Raw genomic sequence first — 19,945 nt, forward strand, 5'->3', positions numbered from 1 at the left:
CGTCCCGGCGGGTCACCACGGCGGGCTGATGGACGCGCTGGGTCACGCTGTAGTCGTCGGGCGGTATGTAGAGCACGGTCACCCGGCCAACAGCCAGGTCAACGTCCACCCGCTCCACCCTGTCGGCCCGGTAGTAGTATTCGCTGCCGCCGACGCCGGTCTCGGTCACCACGTAGTAGTCGTGCCAGGCCAACTCCTGCCGCTCTGCGCTAAAGCTGGCAAACGCGATCTCGGGGGTGAAGCCGCCGATCATGGAGGCCACGCCGATCTGCATCCCGGCGGGCCAGACGCATTCCCTGATCTCCGGCACATAGCCGGTGTAGATCCGCAGATACTCCTTCAGCCCCTCGATGGTACCGCGCCGGCGATAGAGCTCCACGGCCCGGCGGATGTTCTCCCGCCGCTTCTGCTCGCCCCACTCCTCGTCCAGTTCCAGGGCCAGCCAGCCGGCGAGCCAGGTGAGGAACTCCGCGTCGGTCTCATATCTTGGTTCCTGCCGGCTTTCCGGGACAACGTACCGGTCCAGTTCCGCAAGGATCCGCTCGAACTCGCCGAACACCTGCGCAAAGGGGCGCAGGAACCCGGCCAGCCAGGGGTCTTCCCGGTAGATGGCCGGCAGATGGTCGAGAAGACGGTTGAGCATGACGTCTGACATAAGGTTCCCTCTTACCTCGGTTTCCGGATGGACATTACCTGGCTGCTGTCACGGCTATTTCACTCGCGCCCTGGTCGAAGAAGACCAGGCTCTCGTCGCCGACGGCAACCATCTTCCCGCTCTCCACCCAGAGGCTCTCCTGCCGACGGCGCAGGGTGAGCGATTCGACGTGATCGACTCCCTCGACCCCCTCCAGCACGGCATAGACCTCGGACTCGTAGACCGGCCGGCCAAAGGCCCACCCCTGATTGTCCACGCCATCGGCCGGCGCGACCGGGGCGAAAAAGCCCTGCAGCGCCTCATAGAGCCGCGTCCGGACCCCCTCCGCCATCATGGCGGGATTGCAGACCACTGCCGCGGAGAGGGAGACATCGGTGTAGAGCGGCCCTACCACATGATGGCGGCAGGTGACGAGCCGCCGCTCGTCGAGGAAGCGATAGACCTCCTCCAGCAGCGCCAACGTGGGGAATGGCCGGTCATCACCCCCGGTCGGGACGACGATGACGCTAACATGGCCGATCCGCTCCTCGTCCGGAGCATCGGCATCGAGCGCCCGGTCTGCCAGGCAGCGGACCCGCGCCACCTGGGGGAAGCGCTCCAGCACCAGCTCCTCGAAATCCCCGGCGGTGACAGCCCGCCACGGCCCCTGCAACGCCTTGATGGCAGCGGCACGGGCATCGTCCAAAGACCCTTCCGTGCCAATGCCGAGCAGTTCCAGGAAGCGCCGCTGGCTCGCTTCGGGAATCCGGTCGGTCCGGTAGATGAGACCCTCGGCAACCCAGCAGAAGAGCTCGATGAGCGTGATGCCCGGATCAGAGGCATTGTGGTCGGTCCACTCGGGGCAGTACCGGGGTATCAGCGCCCGCAGCTCCTCGACAAGATCGTCGAAGGTGCGGTTATCCAGTTCCAGACGGGGTATCGTCATTGTTTCGCTCCCAACCGTGTCGGCCCGGACCGGGGGCAGCCGGCGGCAATCGGCGCCATTGGCGGTTTCATAGGCATCGCGCTCACAGGACCATCTCGATGTCGTGGCTGCCGGCATATGCCAGGTGCCCTTCGGGTATGACGACCCGGTCGCTGCGCCGTTCCACCGCGGTCACTGCCATGAACTCGAACTCAGGATAGCGTTCCCCCCCGGAGACGATGCAGAGCGTATCGCTCCCCGGCGTGATGGTCATGAGCCGGGCCGTGACCGTCTCCCCTTCTCCGCCGGTCCACTCCAGAATGGGGATGCGGACCCGTTCGTCGCCGGAGAGGATGGCCAGCGACTCGGCCGGCGGCAGGCTCTCGGTCAGGGATGGGGAGAGGACGAGGGTCACGCTGTCGTTGGCCGCGGAGAGCGCGGATATGGCCAGCTCGTCGAGGACGATCCGGTTCGCGCTGTCCACGATCCTGACCCGCTCTCCCACCGAGAAACCGTAGAGCGCCACCTGTAGCGGCTGCACAGGCGTCGGCACCAGAGGCACAACGGTTCGGACCGGCTCGATCGGGTCGCTCAGGATCAGCCGCAGACGGTCGTCGAAGGTCCCGACCCTGCTCCCGGCGCGCGCCGCATGGCTGATCCGCTGCCGGGGGAGGAGTTCCACCCGGAACTGCTGCAGCGAGCCGTCCAGGCTCAGGTCGGCCACATGGTCAACACCGGGGACCGCCTCGATCTCGGCAAAGACCTCGGAGATATAGACGTCGCGCCCCAGCTCCCACCCCTGCCGCAGCGGTCCGCCGGTCAGGGGATGAAAATAGGCGTCCAGCCGCTGGTCCACCGACAGCTTCACCTCGTCCCCTTTTTCCGCATGGACCGGAACGATCTTGACCGTTGCCGTCACCTCGATGTAGGCCGGCCCCTTGACCACGATCTGCCCTTCGCAGCGCAGGTTGACCAGGGCGCGGGTCTCCAGGTATTCCCTGACCAGGCGGAGCAGGGCCGGCCGGGGGAAGGGCCTGCTCTCGCTCCCCTTGGGAATGATCACCACCGTGACCCACCCCTCGTGGATCTTGGCGTCGCGGTCGCGGGTCGGCAGGCACCAGGCCGCCGCCACCTCGCCGCTGGCGTCGCGGGCCAGCCAGGCAAAGTCTTCCAGGGTGATCGCCTTGCCGCGATGCTTGATGGTCTTGGGGCCGCGCTCCCTGACCTGCTCCACGGTCTCGGCATCCCCGCCACCCACGGCAGCTTCCGCATTGGCGACCCGCTTCACCGCAGCAAGGTCGCCGCCGGGGTTGCGCAGCACCGTTACCGCACCGCTCTCCACGTTTCCCGCAGCACCTTGATGGGAGCGGTACCAGACCGCCTTGACGTTGTCCCTGGCAAGCGACGGCATCCTGCCGCGCGTGCCGTCGCCGAAGAGGACCAGGCCGCTCTTGGCGTCGAGCACGAAATGGCGGCTGGACGGGCCGGAGGCGAAGAAATGATCCACCCGTCGCCAGCGCACCCAGATCCCCCGGCTGTTTTCGCTGACAAGGGGATAGAGGGCCGTGTCGTCGTCCTCGCTGTCCGCAGCGATCTCCCGGCATAGCGCATCGAGCTCTTCTGCCGGCGGCTGGTCGGTCTCCCGCACGTAAATCCTGAGATCCGCCAAGACCGGCGCGCTCAACAGGGCAAGGCGCTGGCCGGCCTTGCCGGTACCCGAGCCCAGCACCTCTTCGGTGGTGCTCATGGCGTTCAGGGCCGGCACCGTATTGCACCTGACTCCCAGCAGATATGGGGTCGCCGGCTGCTCCACGGTTTCGGGGAGCTGCCTGCGCCAGATATAGGAACGGAGCGCCCCGCCCGCGGCGTTGCTGGAAGCCGAGGCATCCAGGCTGAACGTCGCCTCGGTGCCGCCGGTGGTGATCACCAGGTCGCCTCCGGCACGGGCGATCAGATGGCTGGAGGAAACCAGCCGCCAGCGGTAGCGGACGATGGGCCGGCCGCTCTGCGCGGCCGTGGCAGAGGCATCGAGGGTCACCACCGCCTCGGTCCCGCCGGTTGCAACCTGCTGGTCCATGCCGCCATGGGCCTCCTGGGGGAGCAGGTTCCAGCGATAGGAGACGATCCCCTGGCCGTTGCAGGCGCTGGAGGCTGACGCATCCAGGGTCACCACCGCCTCGCCGCCGTCGCCGGGGGTGACAACGCTGTCGGCCGGAGCCACGGCTACCGGCGGGTCACGATGGGGCCGCACCCGCAGCCAGCAGAGCTCCTTGCCGAATTCCACGCTCGCTCCAAAGTCGGGCGGCGCATTGAAGCCGAGATAGCCCCGCTCCGCAAGACCGTTACTCTCGTCGGATGCCGGCAGGGGGGCCCAGCCTGCCCGCTCGCTGCTCCAGTACTCCCAGAGCAACAGCGGCAGCTCCGCGATGCCGATCCGCTCCTCGTCCACATCCAGGAGGAGCTGTATCCACTCGTTGTCGGGAAAGGCGCAACTGAAGCCGAGATAGAGGGCCGGCAGGTCGCAGCTGCTGCAAAACGGCGCAAAGGCGCCCTCGGCCGCGGCGAAGCTGTGCCGGCTGAACCTGCTGTCCACCAGGCTTGCGACATCCCCCAGGGCAAAGGAGGCCAAGGTGTTCTGGAAGCCGCCATAGGCGATCTTCAGGTTCTTCACGCTCGGCGCCAGGACCGCGGGCGCCTCCCAGATGGTCGTTGCCGCGGGCTTCAGGCCATAGCCGCCCGAAAGGACCCGTGCCCGCAGCCAGAGCCCCTTCTGCCCCCCCACCGCAGCCTCTGCCCAGAGCGGATACCTGCCACCCTTTGCCGGCACGGTGAAGCTGACCTTCACCCCGTTGCCGCCATCGGTGAAGGCATGGGTCTGGTCGGCAAAATCGAGGATCGCCCCGGTGACCCCTTCCCTGCTGCTCGTCCCCAGCGCTTTCCAGCCGTCGCTGCAGCAGTAGGACCACTCTATGACCGGCTCGGCCAAAAGGGCGCTCTGCTCCGATTCCGACATCCCGACCAGGTCCAGGGAGATCTCCACCTCCGCGCCTTCCTTGGCAAAGGCCTCGTCCGCCTTGAGATAGAAGCAGTCGAGCCGCCCCGGACGCTGCCCCAGGGGGAAGAATTCCCCGGCGGTCTCCAGCGGAATGAAGGCGACGCCGGCATGGATGGCGCTGAACGCCGCATCGGCCGGCTTGCCCGGTGCCGTGGGGATATCGATCTTCCGCCCGGCCCGGAGCATGGAGACGACCGGCAGGTGGTCGCGGCCGCTGCCGCCGGTCAGGCGACAGGCGAGCCAGGCCCCGCTCTGCTTGTCGAAGGGGAACTTCACCAGGGCCGGGAGCCGGGTGAATTCGATCTGGCCGCTTGCGGCGAAACCGCCCGTATTGTCCCGGACGATTCCGCCTCCCTGCTTCACCAGCTCCTGCCAGGCAGTGCCGTCGAAATAGAGCCATTCGACCCGCCAGCCGTCCAGGTCGGGCCGGCCGGCCCGGGCAAGGGTCACCTCCAGGGTGATGGTCCCCTGTTCGCGACTGACGTCGTCGGGGAAGACGAACAGGGCATCGTCCCCCAGGTAGAGGATGCGTCCACGCTCCTCATCCCCCAGGAAAGCGGCAAAGGAGTCGCCGCTCCCACCCTTGGCCCGGTCGCTCCGGTCGCTGATCCGGACCGGGTCAACCACGATGCAGGAGGCGAGTTCGGCCCTGACGACATTCAGGTCCCGCTCGGTCTCGAAGACGATCTCGGGGCGCTCCCCGCTCTTCTTGGCCGCCACCTGGGTCCCGGCCGGGACCCGGATCACCTGCGGTGCATCCTTTGCCGGATAAAAGGTTATCTCCGAACGTGCCGGGCGGGGAGGGAGCAGATCGACGCCGGCGGTCTCCAGGAAGGCGCGGAAATGGTTTTCCGGCACCTGGTTGACCCTGGCGGCGATCAGGTCGGCAAGGCGGCCGAACAGGCGGACCATGGCCTCGCCCGCACCGGGCGTCCCGGTGGCGGGGGCCTTGTGCCAGCCGGTAACGGCAAGCCCGGCCTGCAGGTCCGCAACGACCTCCTCGGCCGATTTTCTGTACAATAGCGGAGTCGAACTGCTCATCCCGCTCCCTCCGTCTGGTTCGATGTCACACTGCACCGCTTCCCCTGCCCCGGCTCCTGTGCCGACGCAGCATACCGTTTCCCCGCCCTTTGCCTCACGAACCCCTTGCCTTGCTGGTGCAGCAGGTGGACTTGCTTGCCTGCTGGGTCGGCTGGCCGGTGAGCACGGACGACGCATCCAGGTGCCGGTGGCCGTTGTAGAGGTCGATCAGCTCTTCCCTCACCAGCCTGACCGCTGCGCTGTCACCGAGCATGACGCTCGTCCCCTCCAGGGAGAGGTTGGTCCCCGCAGCAACGATGCTCGCCCCTTCCAGGCGCAGGGCATCGCTTCGGATGGTGACCCCTGCCGGGGCGTTGATGGAGACCGTGCCGCCGGCAACGGTGATGGCGACCCCGTTGCGCACATCCAGGGTCAGGGTCCGGTTCTTCGCATCGAAGACGATGGTGTCCCCCTGCTCGTCGCCGATGCTGATGGTCATGGCCGCTTCGTCGAGGGTGACGACGTGGCCGGTGCTGTTCTTTATCTCCATCCTTCCGCTGCTCACGGCTCCCCACCCCGCTCCAGGTAGAAGGGATAGACCATGTTGAAGCGGCTGTCCGTGGACTTCACCCGGTAGGTGATGCTGAGGAGGATCACGGCCGGGTCGTCCGGTGCGGGCTGCACCAGGACCTCCTGGAGGTCGATGCGCGGCTCCCAGCGGGTCAGCGCCTCTTCCACGTGGAAGCGGATCAGCCCGGCGGTACGGACCGTGTTGGGGGCAAAGACGTATTCGTGGATGCCGCAGCCGAAGTCCGGCCGCATCACCCGCTCGCCGGGAGCGGTACCGAGGATGATCCGGATCGCTTCCCCGATCGACTGCTCCTCGCGGGAAAGGGCGATCTCCCCATCTTCCGCCAGCCCAATCGGGAAGCTCCAGCCCGTGCCGAGGAATTCGGTGCCCATGGTCATGCCCCCTTGATCAGTACGGTGCTCTGGGCGCCCGGAATCGCCGGCACCGTGGGGGGCGAGGTGGGTGCCCCCAGGTTGCCCACATGAAAATGGGTATTGAAGATGGTCAGGAGCGTCTCGTTGGCCAGGGCCAGGGAGGCGCCGGTGCCGAGCTTCACGCTTGAGCTGTCCAGGGTGATGCCGGAGGGTGCGGAAATGGTGGCGCTGCCGGACACCGTGATGTTCAGGTTCCCCCCCACGGTCTGATCGGTGTTGCCCGAAGCCTCGACGGTGAGCGACCCGGCGTTGGCGTCGAACTCCAGCTTGTTGCCGCTCTTGTCGCTGATGGTCAGGGTCCCGCCGTCGTCGTCCAGGGTGATCTGGTGACCGGCGTTGGTCTTCAGCTCGATCTTCCCCTTGCCGCCGTCGTCGTCCAGGGTCACCTGGTGCCCGCCCTGGCTGGTGATCACCACCTTGGCCTTCTGGTCGTCGGTGTTGTCGTCCATGGTAATGACATGGCCGCTGCGCGAGGTAAAGGAGCGGAGGTGGTTCTTGCCGTCAGCGTCCATGGTCTCGGGCGGGGTATCCTCGCTGTTCCAGAGCCCCCCCAGGACAAAGGGGCGGTTCGGGTCGCCATGCTCGAACGCCACCAGCACCTCGTCCCCCACCTCGGGGATGAAGAAGCTGCCGCGACCGCTCCCGGCGAACAGGGTGGCGATCCGCGCCCAGAAACTGTGCGCCCGGTCGTCCTGGTCGCCGACGGTCACCGCCTCGGTCGCCTCACCCATCCAGGGGAAGTCGACCTTGACCCGGCCGAACCCGTCCGGGTCCTTGATGTCGCGGACAATCCCGACCACCACGCCGAAGATCCTCTCCGGTCCCCTCCCCCCTGCCGCAGTTGCCGTCAACAGGTCGACCACGCTCATATGCCGTTCCTCTTCACATCGAAATCGCAACGGTACCCTGAGCCGTCAATGGTATGGGTCACCGAGGTGACGTAGTAGCTACCGCTGAACCTAGCCCCGAGCCCCTTCAGCTCGATCACCATCCTCGCCTTCAGGCCGGGGTTGCCTTTGCAGGTCCCCTTGCCGGTAATGAACTCCAGGGAGCTCGCCTCCAGCTTGGCCAGCGCCACCTCCCGCGCCTCCTGCTGGGAGACGGCCAGGTGGTCCTCGGCAAGCAGTTCGTTCTTCCCGGCCAGGGCCATGGCGATCTCCGAGGCGCTCTTTTTGCCGAGCTTCGCCCGCTCCTCACCCGGCCCGACTTGGGCCGACACCGCATCCTTGCCCTGGCCCAGGGTGGTCTGGGAGGCCCTGACCTTGACATGGGTCACCTTCCGGTAGGTGGAGAGGGTCGGGGTGAAGCTCGACAGGCTCCGCCCCCATTCCAGGGTGAGCTGCGCCCCCTTTTCCACCAGGTAGCGCGGCTTCTGGAAATAGAGGGTCTTCTCCTTCACCACCACCTCGTAGCCGATACGGCCGGCCCGCTCCTGCAGGATCGCGGCATAGGTCCCGCTCCCCGACGAGACCAGCGGGTGCTCGGCCGTGGTCTCGTCGACCTGGGAGCCGAGTTCCAGGAGCGTGGCGATCTCGCCGGCAATGCCGCTGTCGGTCTTCTCCTTGAACGGCTTGGCGTCGCTCTGCTTCAGCAGTTTGCAGTAGTGGCTCTGCCCCCGCACGGTGATGGTCGGCACGCCGCTCTCGGGAAAGATGGGGCTCATCGTGCTCACTACCCCCTGGAAACGAAAGCTGATATTCCCCAGGTAGCCGAGTTCGATGGCAACCTCTTTCCCCTCCTCCAGGGTGCCGCTGTCGAGCCACTTGAGCGCCCCGCCGGCAGGAAAGCGCCCCTGCTCGCCATGCCGCTCCTTGACCGTGAAGGAGAAGGTATCGGCCTGGTTGCAGGTATCGGTCAGGGAGAGCGACAGCACATCCACTGAAAAGCCGTGACGCAACTCCACGCCGCCAACGTTAATGACGAAGCCGGGTACGTATTCTTTGACTGCCGCATTCGTCATGGTCTCACTCGATGGCCGGGATGGTCAGGACCTGCCCCGGCTGCAGCGCCAGGGGGTCGTCCATGGCATTGGCCTCGGCAATGGGGCGCCAGTTGCGGGGATCGCCGTAGACGCTCCCCGCGATGCTGCTCAGGGTGTCACCGCGCCGGACCGTGTGCCGCTTGTCGAAATTGGCGCTGCGGTGCTTCCCCATCCGCAGGCCCTGGTCGCTGAACTCCTTGAATGTCACATCGATCGTGGCCCTGGCCGGCATGCCGCTGGGAAAGAAGAGGGTGAAGCGCTGCTCGGCCCGCTCCAGCACCCCCTGGAAATTGAAGGTCCCCCAGCTGAAGAGGCAGACCGGCGGGGCATGGAGCTCAGGGTCGGTATCGAGCAGCCGCCCCACCCTGCCGGTATGCTCCCGCACATCGGTCCCTGCCTCGTAGGTGTCGAAGAAGAGCTGCATGGACAAGGTCCGCGCCCCGCCCCGGACGAACTGGATCGGCGGTGCTTCCAGGCCGGGAATGGCGACCTCGGCAAACTGGTTCGACACCGACAGCCGGTACTCGCTGGGGTTGAACAGCACCTCGATGGTCTCGGGGCTCCCGGCGATGATCTTCTGAATGGTCGCCTTTTCCAGTCTCATCTCAAAGCCCCCTGCGCTCTTTCTCGATGATCAGCCGCTGTTCGATGATGGCATAGACCCGGTCTGCCAGCCGTTCCAGGTCAATTCCCTCGGGGTTCCCGCCCGGAAGCGGCAAAGCCGGCGCCGGCACTGCTGCCGGAGTCGGCGCTCCCTGCCCTGCTGCCGGCCCGGTCGCAGAGGTGGTTTCCTGCTCCGCGCTGCGCTGCAGAGGAGCGGAATTGCCTGCACGGGCCCCGTCCATCGCCTGCGGGAAGCCGGAAATCTGGCGGAAAACGGCTCCGGGCATTCTTGCCAGCGGCAGCGTTGCCGGGGTGCGGGGAGCCGCTGCAAGAGCTGCCGCCCCGCTACCGTTTTCCACCAGTGCGGAACCCCCTATCGTGCGGTTCAACCGCTCTTGCCGAGCCGATAACGGCAGCACGCCCGCAACCGACGCGACAGCCCGGTCGCGAGACGACGGCACTGCGGCTTGTGCCGGGGAAGCGGCCAGAACCGGCTGCTCCGCTTCGGCTGGCGCGGCGGAAACCGCATCACGCTGCAGCGGCAAGGGGGAAAGCGTTGACCGGTGCGACAGCGACGAAGTCGCCGCGCCGTCCGTCTTTCTCTGCACGGCAGCAGGCGCAGCCCGCATCTCCGCGTGCCGGCCGGGAGTGGTGCTGCCGATCCCCTGGCTGCTGCCTGTCCCCGCGCTGCCGGCGCTGCCTGCCGACGGCAGTCTGCGCAGGAGATAGGGTTGACCCTTGGCGAACGACCGGGCGGAAAACGGAGCGGCAGTCTCTACGGCCGCTGCTGCAGACCCAGGCGCAGCCGACGATTCGAGGGACACGGGGCTCTGCTGCACGGAATCCGTTGCGGTGGAGGTCTCCTGCGCCCGGCTGAACGGCAGGGGTGTATCGTGACCGCTTACCGCACGGGACCCGGACGCGCCAATACCGGGGATCTTCCCGCTCGGTGCGGCACCGGCCGGGGCATCGCTGCCCCGGGTCACCCGGCTGTGCTCTCCGGACTCTCCTGACTGCTCCGTCTCCCTGTTGCCGCTCTTGCGGGATGCCGTGTCGGAAAGGCGCACCAACTGGACCTCGCGCCGGGCACCGGCCGGTCTGGCGGCCGGGGAGAGCAGAAGAGCGGTGGCATGGCCCATTGGACCGGGTAATGGCGGCGAAACCGCCTGCTCCCGTGCCGTCGACAACTGTTCCGTTACACGAGCCCCCGCTTCGGCCTTCATCGACGCCTCTACCCGCTGCACTGACGGATGGGAAACCTCGCCCATTCCCGCCGGCAACGGCACCGCCCCGGACCAGGCACCGGGCTGATCGGTCGTCGCGGGCCTGCCGATCGAGATGGGCAGGCCTGTCCCAACGTGCCGGCCGGTTGCCGCTCCGGCCTGCTCTGCCGGACGCTCTGCCATGGCCGGACTGCCGGCGGCATACGGCATTGCCGCGCGCGAAAGCCGCTCATTCATGGCCTTTGCGCCTGGGGAACCGGCGAGTGTCTGACCGATGCTGCCCGACAGGCGCGGTTGCAGCCTTGCGGATGTAGAAACCCCGCGATCCGTAGCGATCCGCCCGGAGACGCTGCCGTTGCCGACCACCGCCAAAGCGGCAGGCAGCGGTGGAGGCGATTGCTCCCGGTCTGCGGCCAGTAGACCGGGAGCATCCCCGTCCCGTATCGCGGCGCGGCGGATGCCAGACCGAAAGGGGAGCGGTCCGTGGACAGCGGGAGCGTCCCTGTTGCTCCAGCGGCCGATGATCTCCCTGGAGAGCGACGCCCCGTCTTCGGCCATGTTCTGCAGCCGCTCCATTCCCGTTACCATGCCGCCACCCTGCAGGGGGGAAAGCCGGTCGTAGCGCCCCCGCACGGATCTGGCCAGGGAAAGCGTCCCGTCTTCCCCGCCGGTGCCGGCCGGGGGTGCGTCCGTATGGCGAGCTGTGGTGTCGTCCATGGCCAGTGCCTACAGGGTCGAGAATCCGCAGTGGACCAGTTCCAGCGTCTCCACTGCTACGGTGTTGGAGTCAGCCCGCAGTTCGGGTCCCATCCATCTGACCGGATAGGCCCGTTCCAGGTGCCAGTAATTCACCGGCTGGCCGGTTTGGTCCTGCAGGATGACGGTGAGGTTGCGCCGCGCAATGATGCCGCGCCGCACGTCGCAGTGCCAGAGCCAGAGGGCCTGGTTGTCGGTGATGCCCCGCTTGAGCACCAGGTTGGCGGGGTAGCGCACCGGCCCGGCCAGGCGGTGCACATAGTCGTTCAGCCCCCCCTCGCGATAGTCGTGGAGCTCGATCTCTGCCTGGAGCCCCGACACCTCGCTGAAGCCACCGACCAGAAGCCCTTCCAGCTCCACCAGGAAATTGAAGCTGAGGTATGGGTCGCGCCTGCTGCCTAATGCCATGGTCATCTCTCTTCGTTCAGCCGTTCATTGATCCGGGCGATCTCGTCCACCCAGCGTTGCCGCTCCCGGTGCTCCATCCCCATGATCTCGTCATGGGGCCAGTGAAAATGATAGGCGATGTAGGCTACCTCCTCGGAGAGCCGCTCCGAGGGGTAGCCTATGCTTCCCCCGAGCCGTTCACCTCGACCTCGAACCGCCCTTCGCAGTGGGGGCACCCCACCTCCATCCTGCTGGTGCCGTATTCGTTGATACGGCGGTAGAAATCCTGCAGAAAGGCCAGGTCTGCAGAAAAGAGCCCCTCGATCATCTTCGGGTTGAGTGCGGTCAGGCTGCCGAGCCTGGTGATCACCCTGGACAAAAGGATGATCACCAGGTAGGCAGGATTGGACTGCACCCGCGGGTCCTTCATGGGGGCGATCTCGTCAAAGGCGGTGGCCAGACGCATGCTCCCTTCCCGATGCAGGTTCCCCTCGCTATCCACATAACCCCGGGGAAGGGTAAAGGGAAACTCGGTCTGGAGCGTCATGCCTTGGCTACCCCTTCATGGGCAATCTCAAGCGATTCGATGGCCACTTCGTTGCCGGTAGCGTTGAAGGTCGGGCCGCTCCACTTGCTGGGCCACCCTTCGACAAAGTTCCAGCGGAGTTTCTCGGCGCCGGTGTCGTCCAACAGGATGATGGAACCGTTCTTCCGCTCCACCTTCCCCTCGATCGCCTTTTTCCGCCATTCCCACAGCTCGGCGTCGTCGGTGATGCCCCGCTTGAGCGAGATGCTGGAATACTTGACCAGCCCCGGCAGTTTGCGGACATGGAGCGCTTGTCCCCCCTCGCGGTAGTCGATGGGGTCCTGGGTGGTGTCAAGGCCCGAGCACTCCCGGAACCCTGCCCGGGTTATGCCGTCGATCTCCACCAGGAAGTTGTAGGCGCGAAAAGGATCTTTCCGTTCTCCAGTAGGCATGATTTACTCCTCCTTGATTGATGGCTTCGTACATGAATTGTTCGTGTAGCGAGCCGCTGGTTTCTAGTTGCTCCGAATATATTCAAAGGATGCGATCAGATGCTCCTGTGAATCGTACAGGTATGCCTCGTCGCCGGTATTGTTCCAGAGCGGCGCCTGGTGCCCCCAGTAGAGGTCGGTGAGGCTGTTGTCCCCCCTTTTCGTCCAGACCCTGACCTCCATCCCCGGCTGAAAGATGAAGCGGGGAAAGAGCAGGCGATGGCCGACACGGTCTTTGAGCACCCAGTTGGTCATCTCCACCGGCGCGCTCCCCTGGTTTCTCAGCAGGAGATGCTCTCCGGCCAGGTCGGGGCCGGCCGGGTTCTCCGTAATGGCAGCGATCACCACGCCGGTGGCCGATGCGAAACCGGAGAGGTTCGAGACGGGCGTCGTCGTTATTGGTGCCGTCTGCGGGGTGACGGTCACCTTCCCCTCGGCCTGGACAATCCTGATGATGATGAATTCACCCGGCACCGCCGTTGCCAGGCCGATCTCCACGATCAGCTCGCCCCGGTCCCGCCGCTCCTGGGTGTTGATCTCGGCATCGCACTTGACGTAAAAGGCCTCTTCGCTGCTGTTCCCCTGGAAGGCCCCCTTGCGGTAGAGCCCGGTCAGGTAGCTGTTGATCTCCCGCCTGACCCGCATCCAGAGTGCGGCGTCGTTGGGCTCGAAGGTCATCACAACCATCTTCCGCGCAATCCAGCGGCTGATGGCGAGGAACTGGCGCCTGACATTGACATAGAGCCAGGCAGGTTCGCGGCTTACGGTCCGGGCTCCCCAGACGCGGATGCCGCGGCCGGGAAAGACCCGCAGGCAGTTGACCTGACCGGGGTTGAGCACCGACTGATCCTGGTCGGTCAGGTTCGTGGCCAGATCCAGCGCCTCTTCGATCACCTCGTTTGCCGGCGCCTTGTGCACGCCGGTCTGCCGGTCGCTGCGCGCATAGATGCCGGCGATGTGGCCAGAGGGGGGGATGCAGCCGTCGGTTGCGGCAGGACCGTCCGCCACCCTGATCCAGGGATAGTAGAGCGCACCGTCGTCTCCCGTGAGCGCCTGCCGCTGCGCGAGGGCCGTGTCGGCGGTCGCCGCGGGGAGCGGATCGAGAATGGCGAAGATGTTGAAATCGCTCTCCCCGATGCCGATGCGGCAGAAATCCAGGAGCTTCTGCTGCAGCTCTGTCTCCTGCCCCGGAAAGAGTAGCAGGTCCGGGGCGCAGATGAGATCGACCTTTTCCAGCAGCAGTTCATGGGCAAGCTGCGCCAGGGCGCGTTCGAGCGCCCCGGCAACCGGTTCCGCCCTGTCCAGGCAGAGGACGTAGCAGAGTCTCCCGCCATTGGCAAAGAAACCCCGGACCGCATAGGCAAGGAAGCTGCCGGGGGCAGGCGTGCCGAACAGCGCGGCAAACCGCTCCCACTGGCTCACCTCTGTGAGCCCCCGGGCAATGCCGTCGCCGGCATAGCCGATGAAGAGCGGCACGCCACTCTGCAACTCCGCTTCGGTGGCAACCACCACCTCGTGGATATAGACACCCGGTGTCTTATAGGGCTGTCCAAGCATGCAGGAATCCCCGTTCGTTGACTGCCGTTTCCCCCCATCCACCCCTTACCCAAAGGGCAGATGGGGGGTGCTTTCCCCTACTTGCTCGGGCCGGCCCACTGGCTGATCCGGAAGATGACGAATTCAGCCGGCTTCACAATGGCAACGCCGATCTCGGTGACCACCTGCCCCAGGTCGCGGACCTCCTGCGGGTTGGTCTCGGCATCGCACTTGACGAAGAAGGCCTCCTGGGGCGTACTGCCGAACAGCGCCCCGGAACGCCAGACATTGGTAAGGAATGCGGTCACGTTCCGGTTGATCTTGGCCCAGAGCGCCTGGTCGTTCGGCTCGAACACCACCCACTGGGTCCCCTCGTCAATGGACTCGCGGATGAAGTTGATGAGCCGGCGAACGTTGATGTAGACCCATTCAGGGTCGCCGCTTGGGTCGGAGGCAAGGGTACGCGCCCCCCAGACCTTGATGGTACCGTTGAATTCGCGGATGCAATTGACGCCCCGCGGGTTCAGGCTCCCCTGGAGCGGCTTGCCGATCCGGTACTTGAGCCCGAGCGCCCCCATCACCACCTCGTTGGCCGGCGCCTTGTGGACGCCGCGCTGGGCATCGGAGCGGGCATAGATCCCGGCCAGATGGCCGCTGGGGGGGACGGCTATCCTGGTCCCCATCGGCTGGAGGGGGTCGGAGACCTCGATCCAGGGGAAATAGAACGCGCCATACCCCTTGGGATTGGCTGACGGCCGCCAGATGCCCGAATCGTCGGTGGAAATCACCAGGTTGTCGTCGGCGATGTCACGGGCGCAGTCGAGGATCGACACCCGGTCTTCCATCAGCTGGCAGTGGCTCACCAGCGTGGCATGGACCGCGTTGAGGGCGTCCTGGGCAGTGTCGGGGGGAAGCGGAGCGGCAAGCACGGCGATCTCGTCGATATCCTTGAACTGGTCGACGGCATTGTCGACGTCATCCACGGTGGTTACCCGGGTCACCCAGCAGCGGGTGCCGCCGTTGTTGAAGAAGCCGTAGACCGCATGGGCCAAATACTGGTTGGCAGCGCAGAAATCCCCGAACTTGGTCTTGAACTCTTCCCAGTTGTTGATCGGCGTAGGGTCAAGGGCTGCAACCTGGGTGTAATTCCCCCCTCCCGGTTTCGCCGGCATGCCGGTCCCCGTGATATCCGCGGAAATCCCCACGAATCCGGCCGTGCTCGTACCGACCCCGGCGATCGGTTTTACCGCTGACGGCACCTCTTCCACATAGACTCCCGGTGCGAGATATTCAGCCATGTCTTCCTCCTTTTTGATGTTGTTCGTGCATCCTCACGTCGCTATGTCAATGAATGACAGCCAGTTGCATGTCTGCGACAGCCATCAGGACTCTCCCCACGCCGTTGCGCGCTACGGTCGCCTGTGTCGTGGCCGTTCCGTACCGGCTCCCCCGCACCGATACCGACGCTTCCAGTTCATACTCCCCGTCCGCGAGATCCAGTACGTGAAAATGGCCGTCCAATTCCGTTATGACTTCGCATGCCACCGTTGCCGAAGAGATGACCACCCGCGCACCGGGGATCGGCTTTCCCGTCGCCGTCTCGGTCACCTTGCCCGCAATTGCCACCTGATGCCGTGTTATTTCCCATTGCGCCACTCGTTATCCCTCCCCCACCCCCTGCTTGAACTTCAGCAGTTTGTCGGTAACCAGCGGTCCGGTCTCTTCCGGAGCGAACGGTTCCACACCGATGGTAATGGTATAGTTGAGTGCTGCCTTCGGCTTGCCGCCGAGTGCCTGCCAGAACTCCGCCATGCTCTGCAGCTGGCCCGGCAGCAGGCTGACCGCGGGAAGATCTGGAGCCTGCCCCATCAGCGTCCCCTGCAAGAGCTCTTTGGGGATGGTGGGGTGCCGCAGGAGCGCCTTCATCACCTCTCCCAGCAGGCGATGCTCGTCATAAGCCGGCGTGCTCGAAGCACCCGAGGGCCAGGCCGTTATCAGGTAGGAGCAGTCGACCCGCACCGGCGGCCGCCGCTTCCGGCCCGTGCCGTCGCTGCGCCGCTCCAACTCCCACTCCCGGTTGCGCAGCTCCCGGTTCTCCCTGATGTCGTAGAGGAACAGGTCGATGGCCGGCAGCGTCACCGACGACGGCGGGAAGCGGTCGTCCGGCGGGGCGAAGCTGATGGAGACCTGGCTCACCACGCCGGGGGGGAGCTCCTGCCTGAGCAGTTCCTGCAAGGTTTTATCGAGGTCGTCGAGCATGACGCGAAAAGCTCCTCCTGGCGATCGGTACGGATGCGCCGCGTCTCAGCGCGATTCCACCGGCCGCCGGACTATGTAGAACGTACCCGGATTTGCGGCACTCACATAGGTATCCGGGCTGTAGAGACCGGGGATATCGGCCTCGGTCAGGAAACGCAGCGGCTCATTGATGGCAACGCCGACCCTGTTGACCCCGACGAGGTAGTACACGTTCCCCCGCTTGACCAGGGTCGGAAACATCCGGGCAAGGCGTGTTCTGGCGTCGGCCCTGCTCCTGGCGCTCCCCCGTTCGGTTGCGGCAATGATCTGCCGCGCCTGGGCCACATGGTTGTTGTATTCCCTGAGCAGCTTCCGCTTGATCCCCCCCTCGGTCTCGTATCCCGAGCCATGGCCGAGGAAATAGTCGACCCCCCTCAGACGGTCGACCAGGATGGCATTCTCCAGCCGCCAGACCCCTCCCACCCCCTGGATGAGCACGTCATAGGCCTTGTGGTTGAAGAAATAGACATGGTCCCCTATGACCAGGTCGTTCCTTCGGGTCGGAATAACCATCTGCAGGTGGGTGCCTGCGGCTGTTGCCGTTGAAGCTTCGATGTCGTCGAAGCCGTCCCATTTGAGAACCATGGGGATGGTGCCGGCCTGGACCCGGCGATTGAACTCGGACGGCGTCAGGGCGTCCGCAAACGAGCGGTAGTGGACCAGGGTCACGAAATAGTCGCAGTGGATCAGGCTCTTCTTGTGCACCGGCTGGGGGTTGAAGAGCGAAACCAGCGCAGTGTAGGGGTTCCTTCGCCCGAGAGTGGTCAGGGTGAACCGATACGGCTTGGTGGGGTCGCCGTAGACAGCGGCCTTGTCGTTGTCCTGACCGACGGCATCCATTCTCTGCTGCCGCGCACGGTCACGCCGCAGGGCATAATTGTCCGGAACGCTGGGCTGCCAGTAGTCACGGGCGTCATAATTCACCCGGGGCCCGTAGTAGCGGGCAGCCCCCCGGAACGGGTAGGCAAAACCGGTGACGCCGCTTGCGGGCATCTGGGCCTCGACCATGACACTGCTCGTGACGATCCGTTTCCTGATCTCCCTTGCCAGTTCGGCCTCGTTATCGAATCTCAGGTCGTCGCCAGTGGCTGCCAGGTCTTCGGCAATACGTGCCGCCAGCTGCCGATCCGCCCTGCGCCCCCAGGTTGAGGCGTGTCGGGTCAGAAACGCGCGACGATCGGCGGCTCTCATCTCCTGCCAGGCAGGGGTCCCCCCGGTGGCCATGACGATCTTTCTCTGCAGCGGCTTTCCGGCAATGCTCCGTGCCTGGATCGGCTCCTCTTCCTCTTCGTGCTGCGCCTGGACAACGCCTGTCGTGGCGTCTGCCTGTCGGGTCAGCATCCTCTGGACATAGCGGTTGCCGTAATCACGCTGCAGCGAACGCATCAACCGTCCGGCTGCCACGGGCGCCCGCTCCGTCATCTGCCGCACCAGAGCTGCCTGTGCCCGCAGGTCGGCCCCCCCCGCGCCCCCACCGGCAAAGGATACGGGACAGCCCCGCATCATATCCGCCGCATCCGCGACCGGTTGCGCTGCCGGCTCCGGGCGCTCGGCCTGTCGTGCAGAGACTGCAGGAGCAATGTCGGTTGTTCTGTGCATCATGGGCATCCCGTTATCGTGCCTATAGTCATGCAGGTCACTGCCGTTCAATCCTCGGGCGGAAGCAGAGCAGGGCGCGGCCGGCTGCTGTACCAGCGCCCCCATCTTCGTGCCAGCGCAAATCTCTGTGCCGGGTCGACGGTCACCGTCCCGTTGGCGGCAATATCGAGTGCCAGGCCGTTCCAGAGCGGAAACGGCTGGTATTCGACCCCTGAGATCCGGGTCAGGAGAACATGGGCGGCAATAAAGGCCTGTTCATCGTCGAGCAACGCCAACAGCTGCGGGATGACCTGATCCCCCATCCCGGCAACGGCCCCGGCCTTTTCACCGGTCAGCTGCGGGGTGAAGCCGGCGCGTGTACCCTGCCACTGGATATCCGCATTCGAGAGCCCTTCCACCGATAGCTTCATATGCTGTTCACCTCCGACTGCCATGGCTGCCACCGGTGCAGGTGCCGCCGCCAGCACCGCAGCGCAGGCCACGGCCAGGCACCCCTGCGGGTAGTGGGGAAGGATCACGGCAGTGCCCTTCTGGATACGTTGGTGATGTTCCCGTTGGTCACGGTCACGGTTACGGCCTCGCGCCTGCCGTCGGGATAGGTGTAGGTGTCGGTCCACTGGATGGTGGTGGCATTGATCTGGGTCATGGTGCCGGGGGTGATCGTCGCCCCGGAGGCCCGCTCCTCAGTTGCCATCCCGGCCGCATGGGCAGCGCCGTAGCCTTCGCCGTGGGCCTGTTTGCGGTACTGTTCCTGGATCTCGTGCGCCAGCCAGGTTCCGGCGGTCAGTCCGCGCCCTGCCGATCCGCCGGCCATGGCCAGATCGTCGAGATCGACCCGGGAGAGGGCGTAATTGCCGGCGATAACGTTCTGGTCGCTGGCCCTGGTCGAAGTCGTGCCATGGATGAATTCGATGGTGGTGGCCTTCGAGTCGCCGATCACGGTGTTGAGCACGCTCACCAGCTCCTGCGCCGCCGGTGTCGGCGGCCCCTGGACACTGGTCGACCTGACGGATACCACCCCGGCGGCAGAGACTACCACCTCGTACTGCACGGCAATGATGGAATTGGCCAGGGTCGCGAATCCGCGGGGATCGCCCGTTGCCACCATCCTCCGCTGCAGCTTCCGTGAAGCGGTGGCTGCCGGAAGCGCCTTGGGAGAAAACTGGCGCGCCTGGGCGGCTCCATGCTCGGCCGTTGCCCCATGAAGCTGTTGCGGATCGGCCATGGTCGCCACCACCGAGCGCGCCATGACATCAGCCTCCCGCTCCTGCTCATCGTCCGGGCTGCTGACCTCGAATTTCCCCTGGACCCCGCCACCCTGCTGCACCACGTGGGTCAGTTCGTGCGCCAGCAGTTCCTGCCCTGTCGAGCTGGCGGGATTGTATTCGCCTTCCTTGAAGAAGATGTCCTGTCCCGTGGTAAAGGCGCGCGCCGACAAGGCCCGGTTCAGTCCATCGGCCTTGCCGCCCGTATGCACCCGTACATTGCTGAAATCCGCATTGAACGCCGGCTCCATGCGGGACCTGACCGTGCTGTCCAGGGCCTGGCCACCCCCCCGCGCAGTCTGGATGCCGGTTTCCACTTCCGGTGTCACATCGGTCTTTCCCGCCCCCTGTGCCGAAAGAGCCAGCACCCTCCGGGCATACCGGTTGCCGAAATCGTGCTGCAAGGCGCACATGAGTCGCGCCGCCTGCACCGGCCGTCTCCCGGAGATGCTCGTAACGAGCGCGGCATGTTCCAGCATGCCGGGTTTCCCGCGCCCCGCCGGGACAGCCGAATCGACGGCTCCCTGTGCGCGCACTCCGCTCTGGATTGCCGTATCGCTGACCGTCTCGGCTTCGGACCTCTCCTGTTTGCGCAGTTCAGCCGCTTCAACTTCTCTCTCAGCCATGCACTTTTTCATGGT

The 19,945-nt window shown here is 65.6% G+C and carries 19 protein-coding genes and 1 pseudogene; all 20 read right to left on the reverse strand.

The window, feature by feature from the left end; genetic code table 11:
* Window positions 1-340 precede the first annotated feature (340 nt).
* Window positions 341-655 (reverse strand): annotated as a pseudogene (locus GJT30_04175) (hypothetical protein).
* Between the two features lie 34 nt (window positions 656-689).
* Window positions 690-1,697, reverse strand: coding sequence for a hypothetical protein (locus GJT30_04180; protein MSM38805.1), 1,008 nt, complete (start codon window positions 1,695-1,697; stop codon window positions 690-692).
* A complete protein-coding gene (locus GJT30_04185) occupies window positions 1,663-5,832 on the reverse strand; it encodes a putative baseplate assembly protein (GenBank protein MSM38806.1) in 4,170 nt (1,389 codons plus the stop codon). The genes GJT30_04180 and GJT30_04185 overlap by 35 nt, the downstream gene beginning before the upstream one ends.
* Window positions 5,750-6,199 carry a hypothetical protein gene (locus tag GJT30_04190; GenBank protein MSM38807.1) on the reverse strand — a complete coding sequence of 150 codons (450 nt, stop codon included), beginning with the start codon at window positions 6,197-6,199 and terminating at the stop codon, window positions 5,750-5,752. The genes GJT30_04185 and GJT30_04190 overlap by 83 nt, the downstream gene beginning before the upstream one ends.
* Complete coding sequence (locus tag GJT30_04195) at window positions 6,196-6,597, reverse strand: baseplate protein (protein ID MSM38808.1); 402 nt, start codon at window positions 6,595-6,597, stop codon at window positions 6,196-6,198. The genes GJT30_04190 and GJT30_04195 overlap by 4 nt, the downstream gene beginning before the upstream one ends.
* A 2-nt stretch (window positions 6,598-6,599) precedes the next feature.
* On the reverse strand, window positions 6,600-7,508 hold the full coding sequence (locus tag GJT30_04200; GenBank protein MSM38809.1) for a phage tail protein: 909 nt from the start codon (window positions 7,506-7,508) through the stop codon (window positions 6,600-6,602).
* Complete coding sequence (locus GJT30_04205; GenBank protein ID MSM38810.1) at window positions 7,505-8,599, reverse strand: hypothetical protein; 1,095 nt, start codon at window positions 8,597-8,599, stop codon at window positions 7,505-7,507. The genes GJT30_04200 and GJT30_04205 overlap by 4 nt, the downstream gene beginning before the upstream one ends.
* A gap of 4 nt (window positions 8,600-8,603) precedes the next feature.
* A complete protein-coding gene (locus GJT30_04210) occupies window positions 8,604-9,224 on the reverse strand; it encodes a LysM peptidoglycan-binding domain-containing protein (GenBank protein ID MSM38811.1) in 621 nt (206 codons plus the stop codon).
* Between the two features lies 1 nt (window position 9,225).
* On the reverse strand, window positions 9,226-11,163 hold the full coding sequence (locus GJT30_04215) for a hypothetical protein (GenBank protein MSM38812.1): 1,938 nt from the start codon (window positions 11,161-11,163) through the stop codon (window positions 9,226-9,228).
* Window positions 11,164-11,172: 9 nt separating this feature from the next.
* Complete coding sequence (locus GJT30_04220; protein ID MSM38813.1) at window positions 11,173-11,610, reverse strand: phage tail protein; 438 nt, start codon at window positions 11,608-11,610, stop codon at window positions 11,173-11,175.
* A gap of 2 nt (window positions 11,611-11,612) precedes the next feature.
* Window positions 11,613-11,825: a hypothetical protein gene (locus GJT30_04225; protein ID MSM38814.1), complete on the reverse strand. Its 213-nt coding sequence runs from the start codon at window positions 11,823-11,825 to the stop codon at window positions 11,613-11,615.
* The gene (locus tag GJT30_04230) at window positions 11,768-12,136 is read right to left on the reverse strand and encodes a phage tail assembly protein (protein MSM38815.1); all 369 of its coding nucleotides are present in this window, start codon (window positions 12,134-12,136) and stop codon (window positions 11,768-11,770) included. The genes GJT30_04225 and GJT30_04230 overlap by 58 nt, the downstream gene beginning before the upstream one ends.
* Window positions 12,133-12,567, reverse strand: a complete 435-nt coding sequence (locus GJT30_04235) for a phage tail protein (GenBank protein ID MSM38816.1) — start codon at window positions 12,565-12,567, stop codon at window positions 12,133-12,135. The genes GJT30_04230 and GJT30_04235 overlap by 4 nt, the downstream gene beginning before the upstream one ends.
* A gap of 63 nt (window positions 12,568-12,630) precedes the next feature.
* Complete coding sequence (locus tag GJT30_04240) at window positions 12,631-14,163, reverse strand: phage tail sheath family protein (protein MSM38817.1); 1,533 nt, start codon at window positions 14,161-14,163, stop codon at window positions 12,631-12,633.
* Window positions 14,164-14,240: 77 nt separating this feature from the next.
* Window positions 14,241-15,440, reverse strand: coding sequence for a phage tail sheath family protein (locus tag GJT30_04245; GenBank protein MSM38818.1), 1,200 nt, complete (start codon window positions 15,438-15,440; stop codon window positions 14,241-14,243).
* A 46-nt stretch (window positions 15,441-15,486) separates the two neighbouring features.
* Window positions 15,487-15,798, reverse strand: coding sequence for a hypothetical protein (locus GJT30_04250; protein ID MSM38819.1), 312 nt, complete (start codon window positions 15,796-15,798; stop codon window positions 15,487-15,489).
* A 3-nt stretch (window positions 15,799-15,801) separates the two neighbouring features.
* Complete coding sequence (locus GJT30_04255) at window positions 15,802-16,401, reverse strand: DUF4255 domain-containing protein (protein ID MSM38820.1); 600 nt, start codon at window positions 16,399-16,401, stop codon at window positions 15,802-15,804.
* Between the two features lie 45 nt (window positions 16,402-16,446).
* The gene (locus GJT30_04260) at window positions 16,447-18,042 is read right to left on the reverse strand and encodes a hypothetical protein (protein ID MSM38821.1); all 1,596 of its coding nucleotides are present in this window, start codon (window positions 18,040-18,042) and stop codon (window positions 16,447-16,449) included.
* Window positions 18,043-18,086: 44 nt separating this feature from the next.
* Complete coding sequence (locus tag GJT30_04265; GenBank protein ID MSM38822.1) at window positions 18,087-18,557, reverse strand: hypothetical protein; 471 nt, start codon at window positions 18,555-18,557, stop codon at window positions 18,087-18,089.
* The gene (locus tag GJT30_04270; protein ID MSM38823.1) at window positions 18,554-19,942 is read right to left on the reverse strand and encodes a DUF4157 domain-containing protein; all 1,389 of its coding nucleotides are present in this window, start codon (window positions 19,940-19,942) and stop codon (window positions 18,554-18,556) included. Before GJT30_04270 ends, GJT30_04265 begins: the two co-directional genes overlap by 4 nt.
* Between the last annotated feature and the right edge of the window lie 3 nt (window positions 19,943-19,945).

The sequence above is a fragment of the Geobacter sp. genome, assembly GCA_009684525.1.
In the GTDB taxonomy this organism is placed as follows: domain Bacteria; phylum Desulfobacterota; class Desulfuromonadia; order Geobacterales; family DSM-12255; genus Geoanaerobacter.

Excerpts from the sequence above, each read along its gene's own strand:
- GJT30_04180 (MSM38805.1), bottom strand. The coding sequence starts at position 1,697 with ATGCCGGCAGCCACGACATCGAGATGGTCCTGTGAGCGCGATGCCTAT.
- GJT30_04185 (MSM38806.1), bottom strand. The coding sequence starts at position 5,832 with ATGCGTCGTCCGTGCTCACCGGCCAGCCGACCCAGCAGGCAAGCAAGT.
- GJT30_04195 (MSM38808.1), bottom strand. The coding sequence starts at position 6,597 with ATGGGCACCGAATTCCTCGGCACGGGCTGGAGCTTCCCGATTGGGCTG.
- GJT30_04200 (MSM38809.1), bottom strand. The coding sequence starts at position 7,508 with ATGAGCGTGGTCGACCTGTTGACGGCAACTGCGGCAGGGGGGAGGGGA.
- GJT30_04205 (MSM38810.1), bottom strand. The coding sequence starts at position 8,599 with ATGACGAATGCGGCAGTCAAAGAATACGTACCCGGCTTCGTCATTAAC.
- GJT30_04210 (MSM38811.1), bottom strand. The coding sequence starts at position 9,224 with ATGAGACTGGAAAAGGCGACCATTCAGAAGATCATCGCCGGGAGCCCC.
- GJT30_04215 (MSM38812.1), bottom strand. The coding sequence starts at position 11,163 with ATGGACGACACCACAGCTCGCCATACGGACGCACCCCCGGCCGGCACC.
- GJT30_04220 (MSM38813.1), bottom strand. The coding sequence starts at position 11,610 with ATGGCATTAGGCAGCAGGCGCGACCCATACCTCAGCTTCAATTTCCTG.
- GJT30_04230 (MSM38815.1), bottom strand. The coding sequence starts at position 12,136 with ATGACGCTCCAGACCGAGTTTCCCTTTACCCTTCCCCGGGGTTATGTG.
- GJT30_04235 (MSM38816.1), bottom strand. The coding sequence starts at position 12,567 with ATGCCTACTGGAGAACGGAAAGATCCTTTTCGCGCCTACAACTTCCTG.
- GJT30_04240 (MSM38817.1), bottom strand. The coding sequence starts at position 14,163 with ATGCTTGGACAGCCCTATAAGACACCGGGTGTCTATATCCACGAGGTG.
- GJT30_04245 (MSM38818.1), bottom strand. The coding sequence starts at position 15,440 with ATGGCTGAATATCTCGCACCGGGAGTCTATGTGGAAGAGGTGCCGTCA.
- GJT30_04255 (MSM38820.1), bottom strand. The coding sequence starts at position 16,401 with ATGCTCGACGACCTCGATAAAACCTTGCAGGAACTGCTCAGGCAGGAG.
- GJT30_04260 (MSM38821.1), bottom strand. The coding sequence starts at position 18,042 with ATGATGCACAGAACAACCGACATTGCTCCTGCAGTCTCTGCACGACAG.
- GJT30_04270 (MSM38823.1), bottom strand. The coding sequence starts at position 19,942 with ATGAAAAAGTGCATGGCTGAGAGAGAAGTTGAAGCGGCTGAACTGCGC.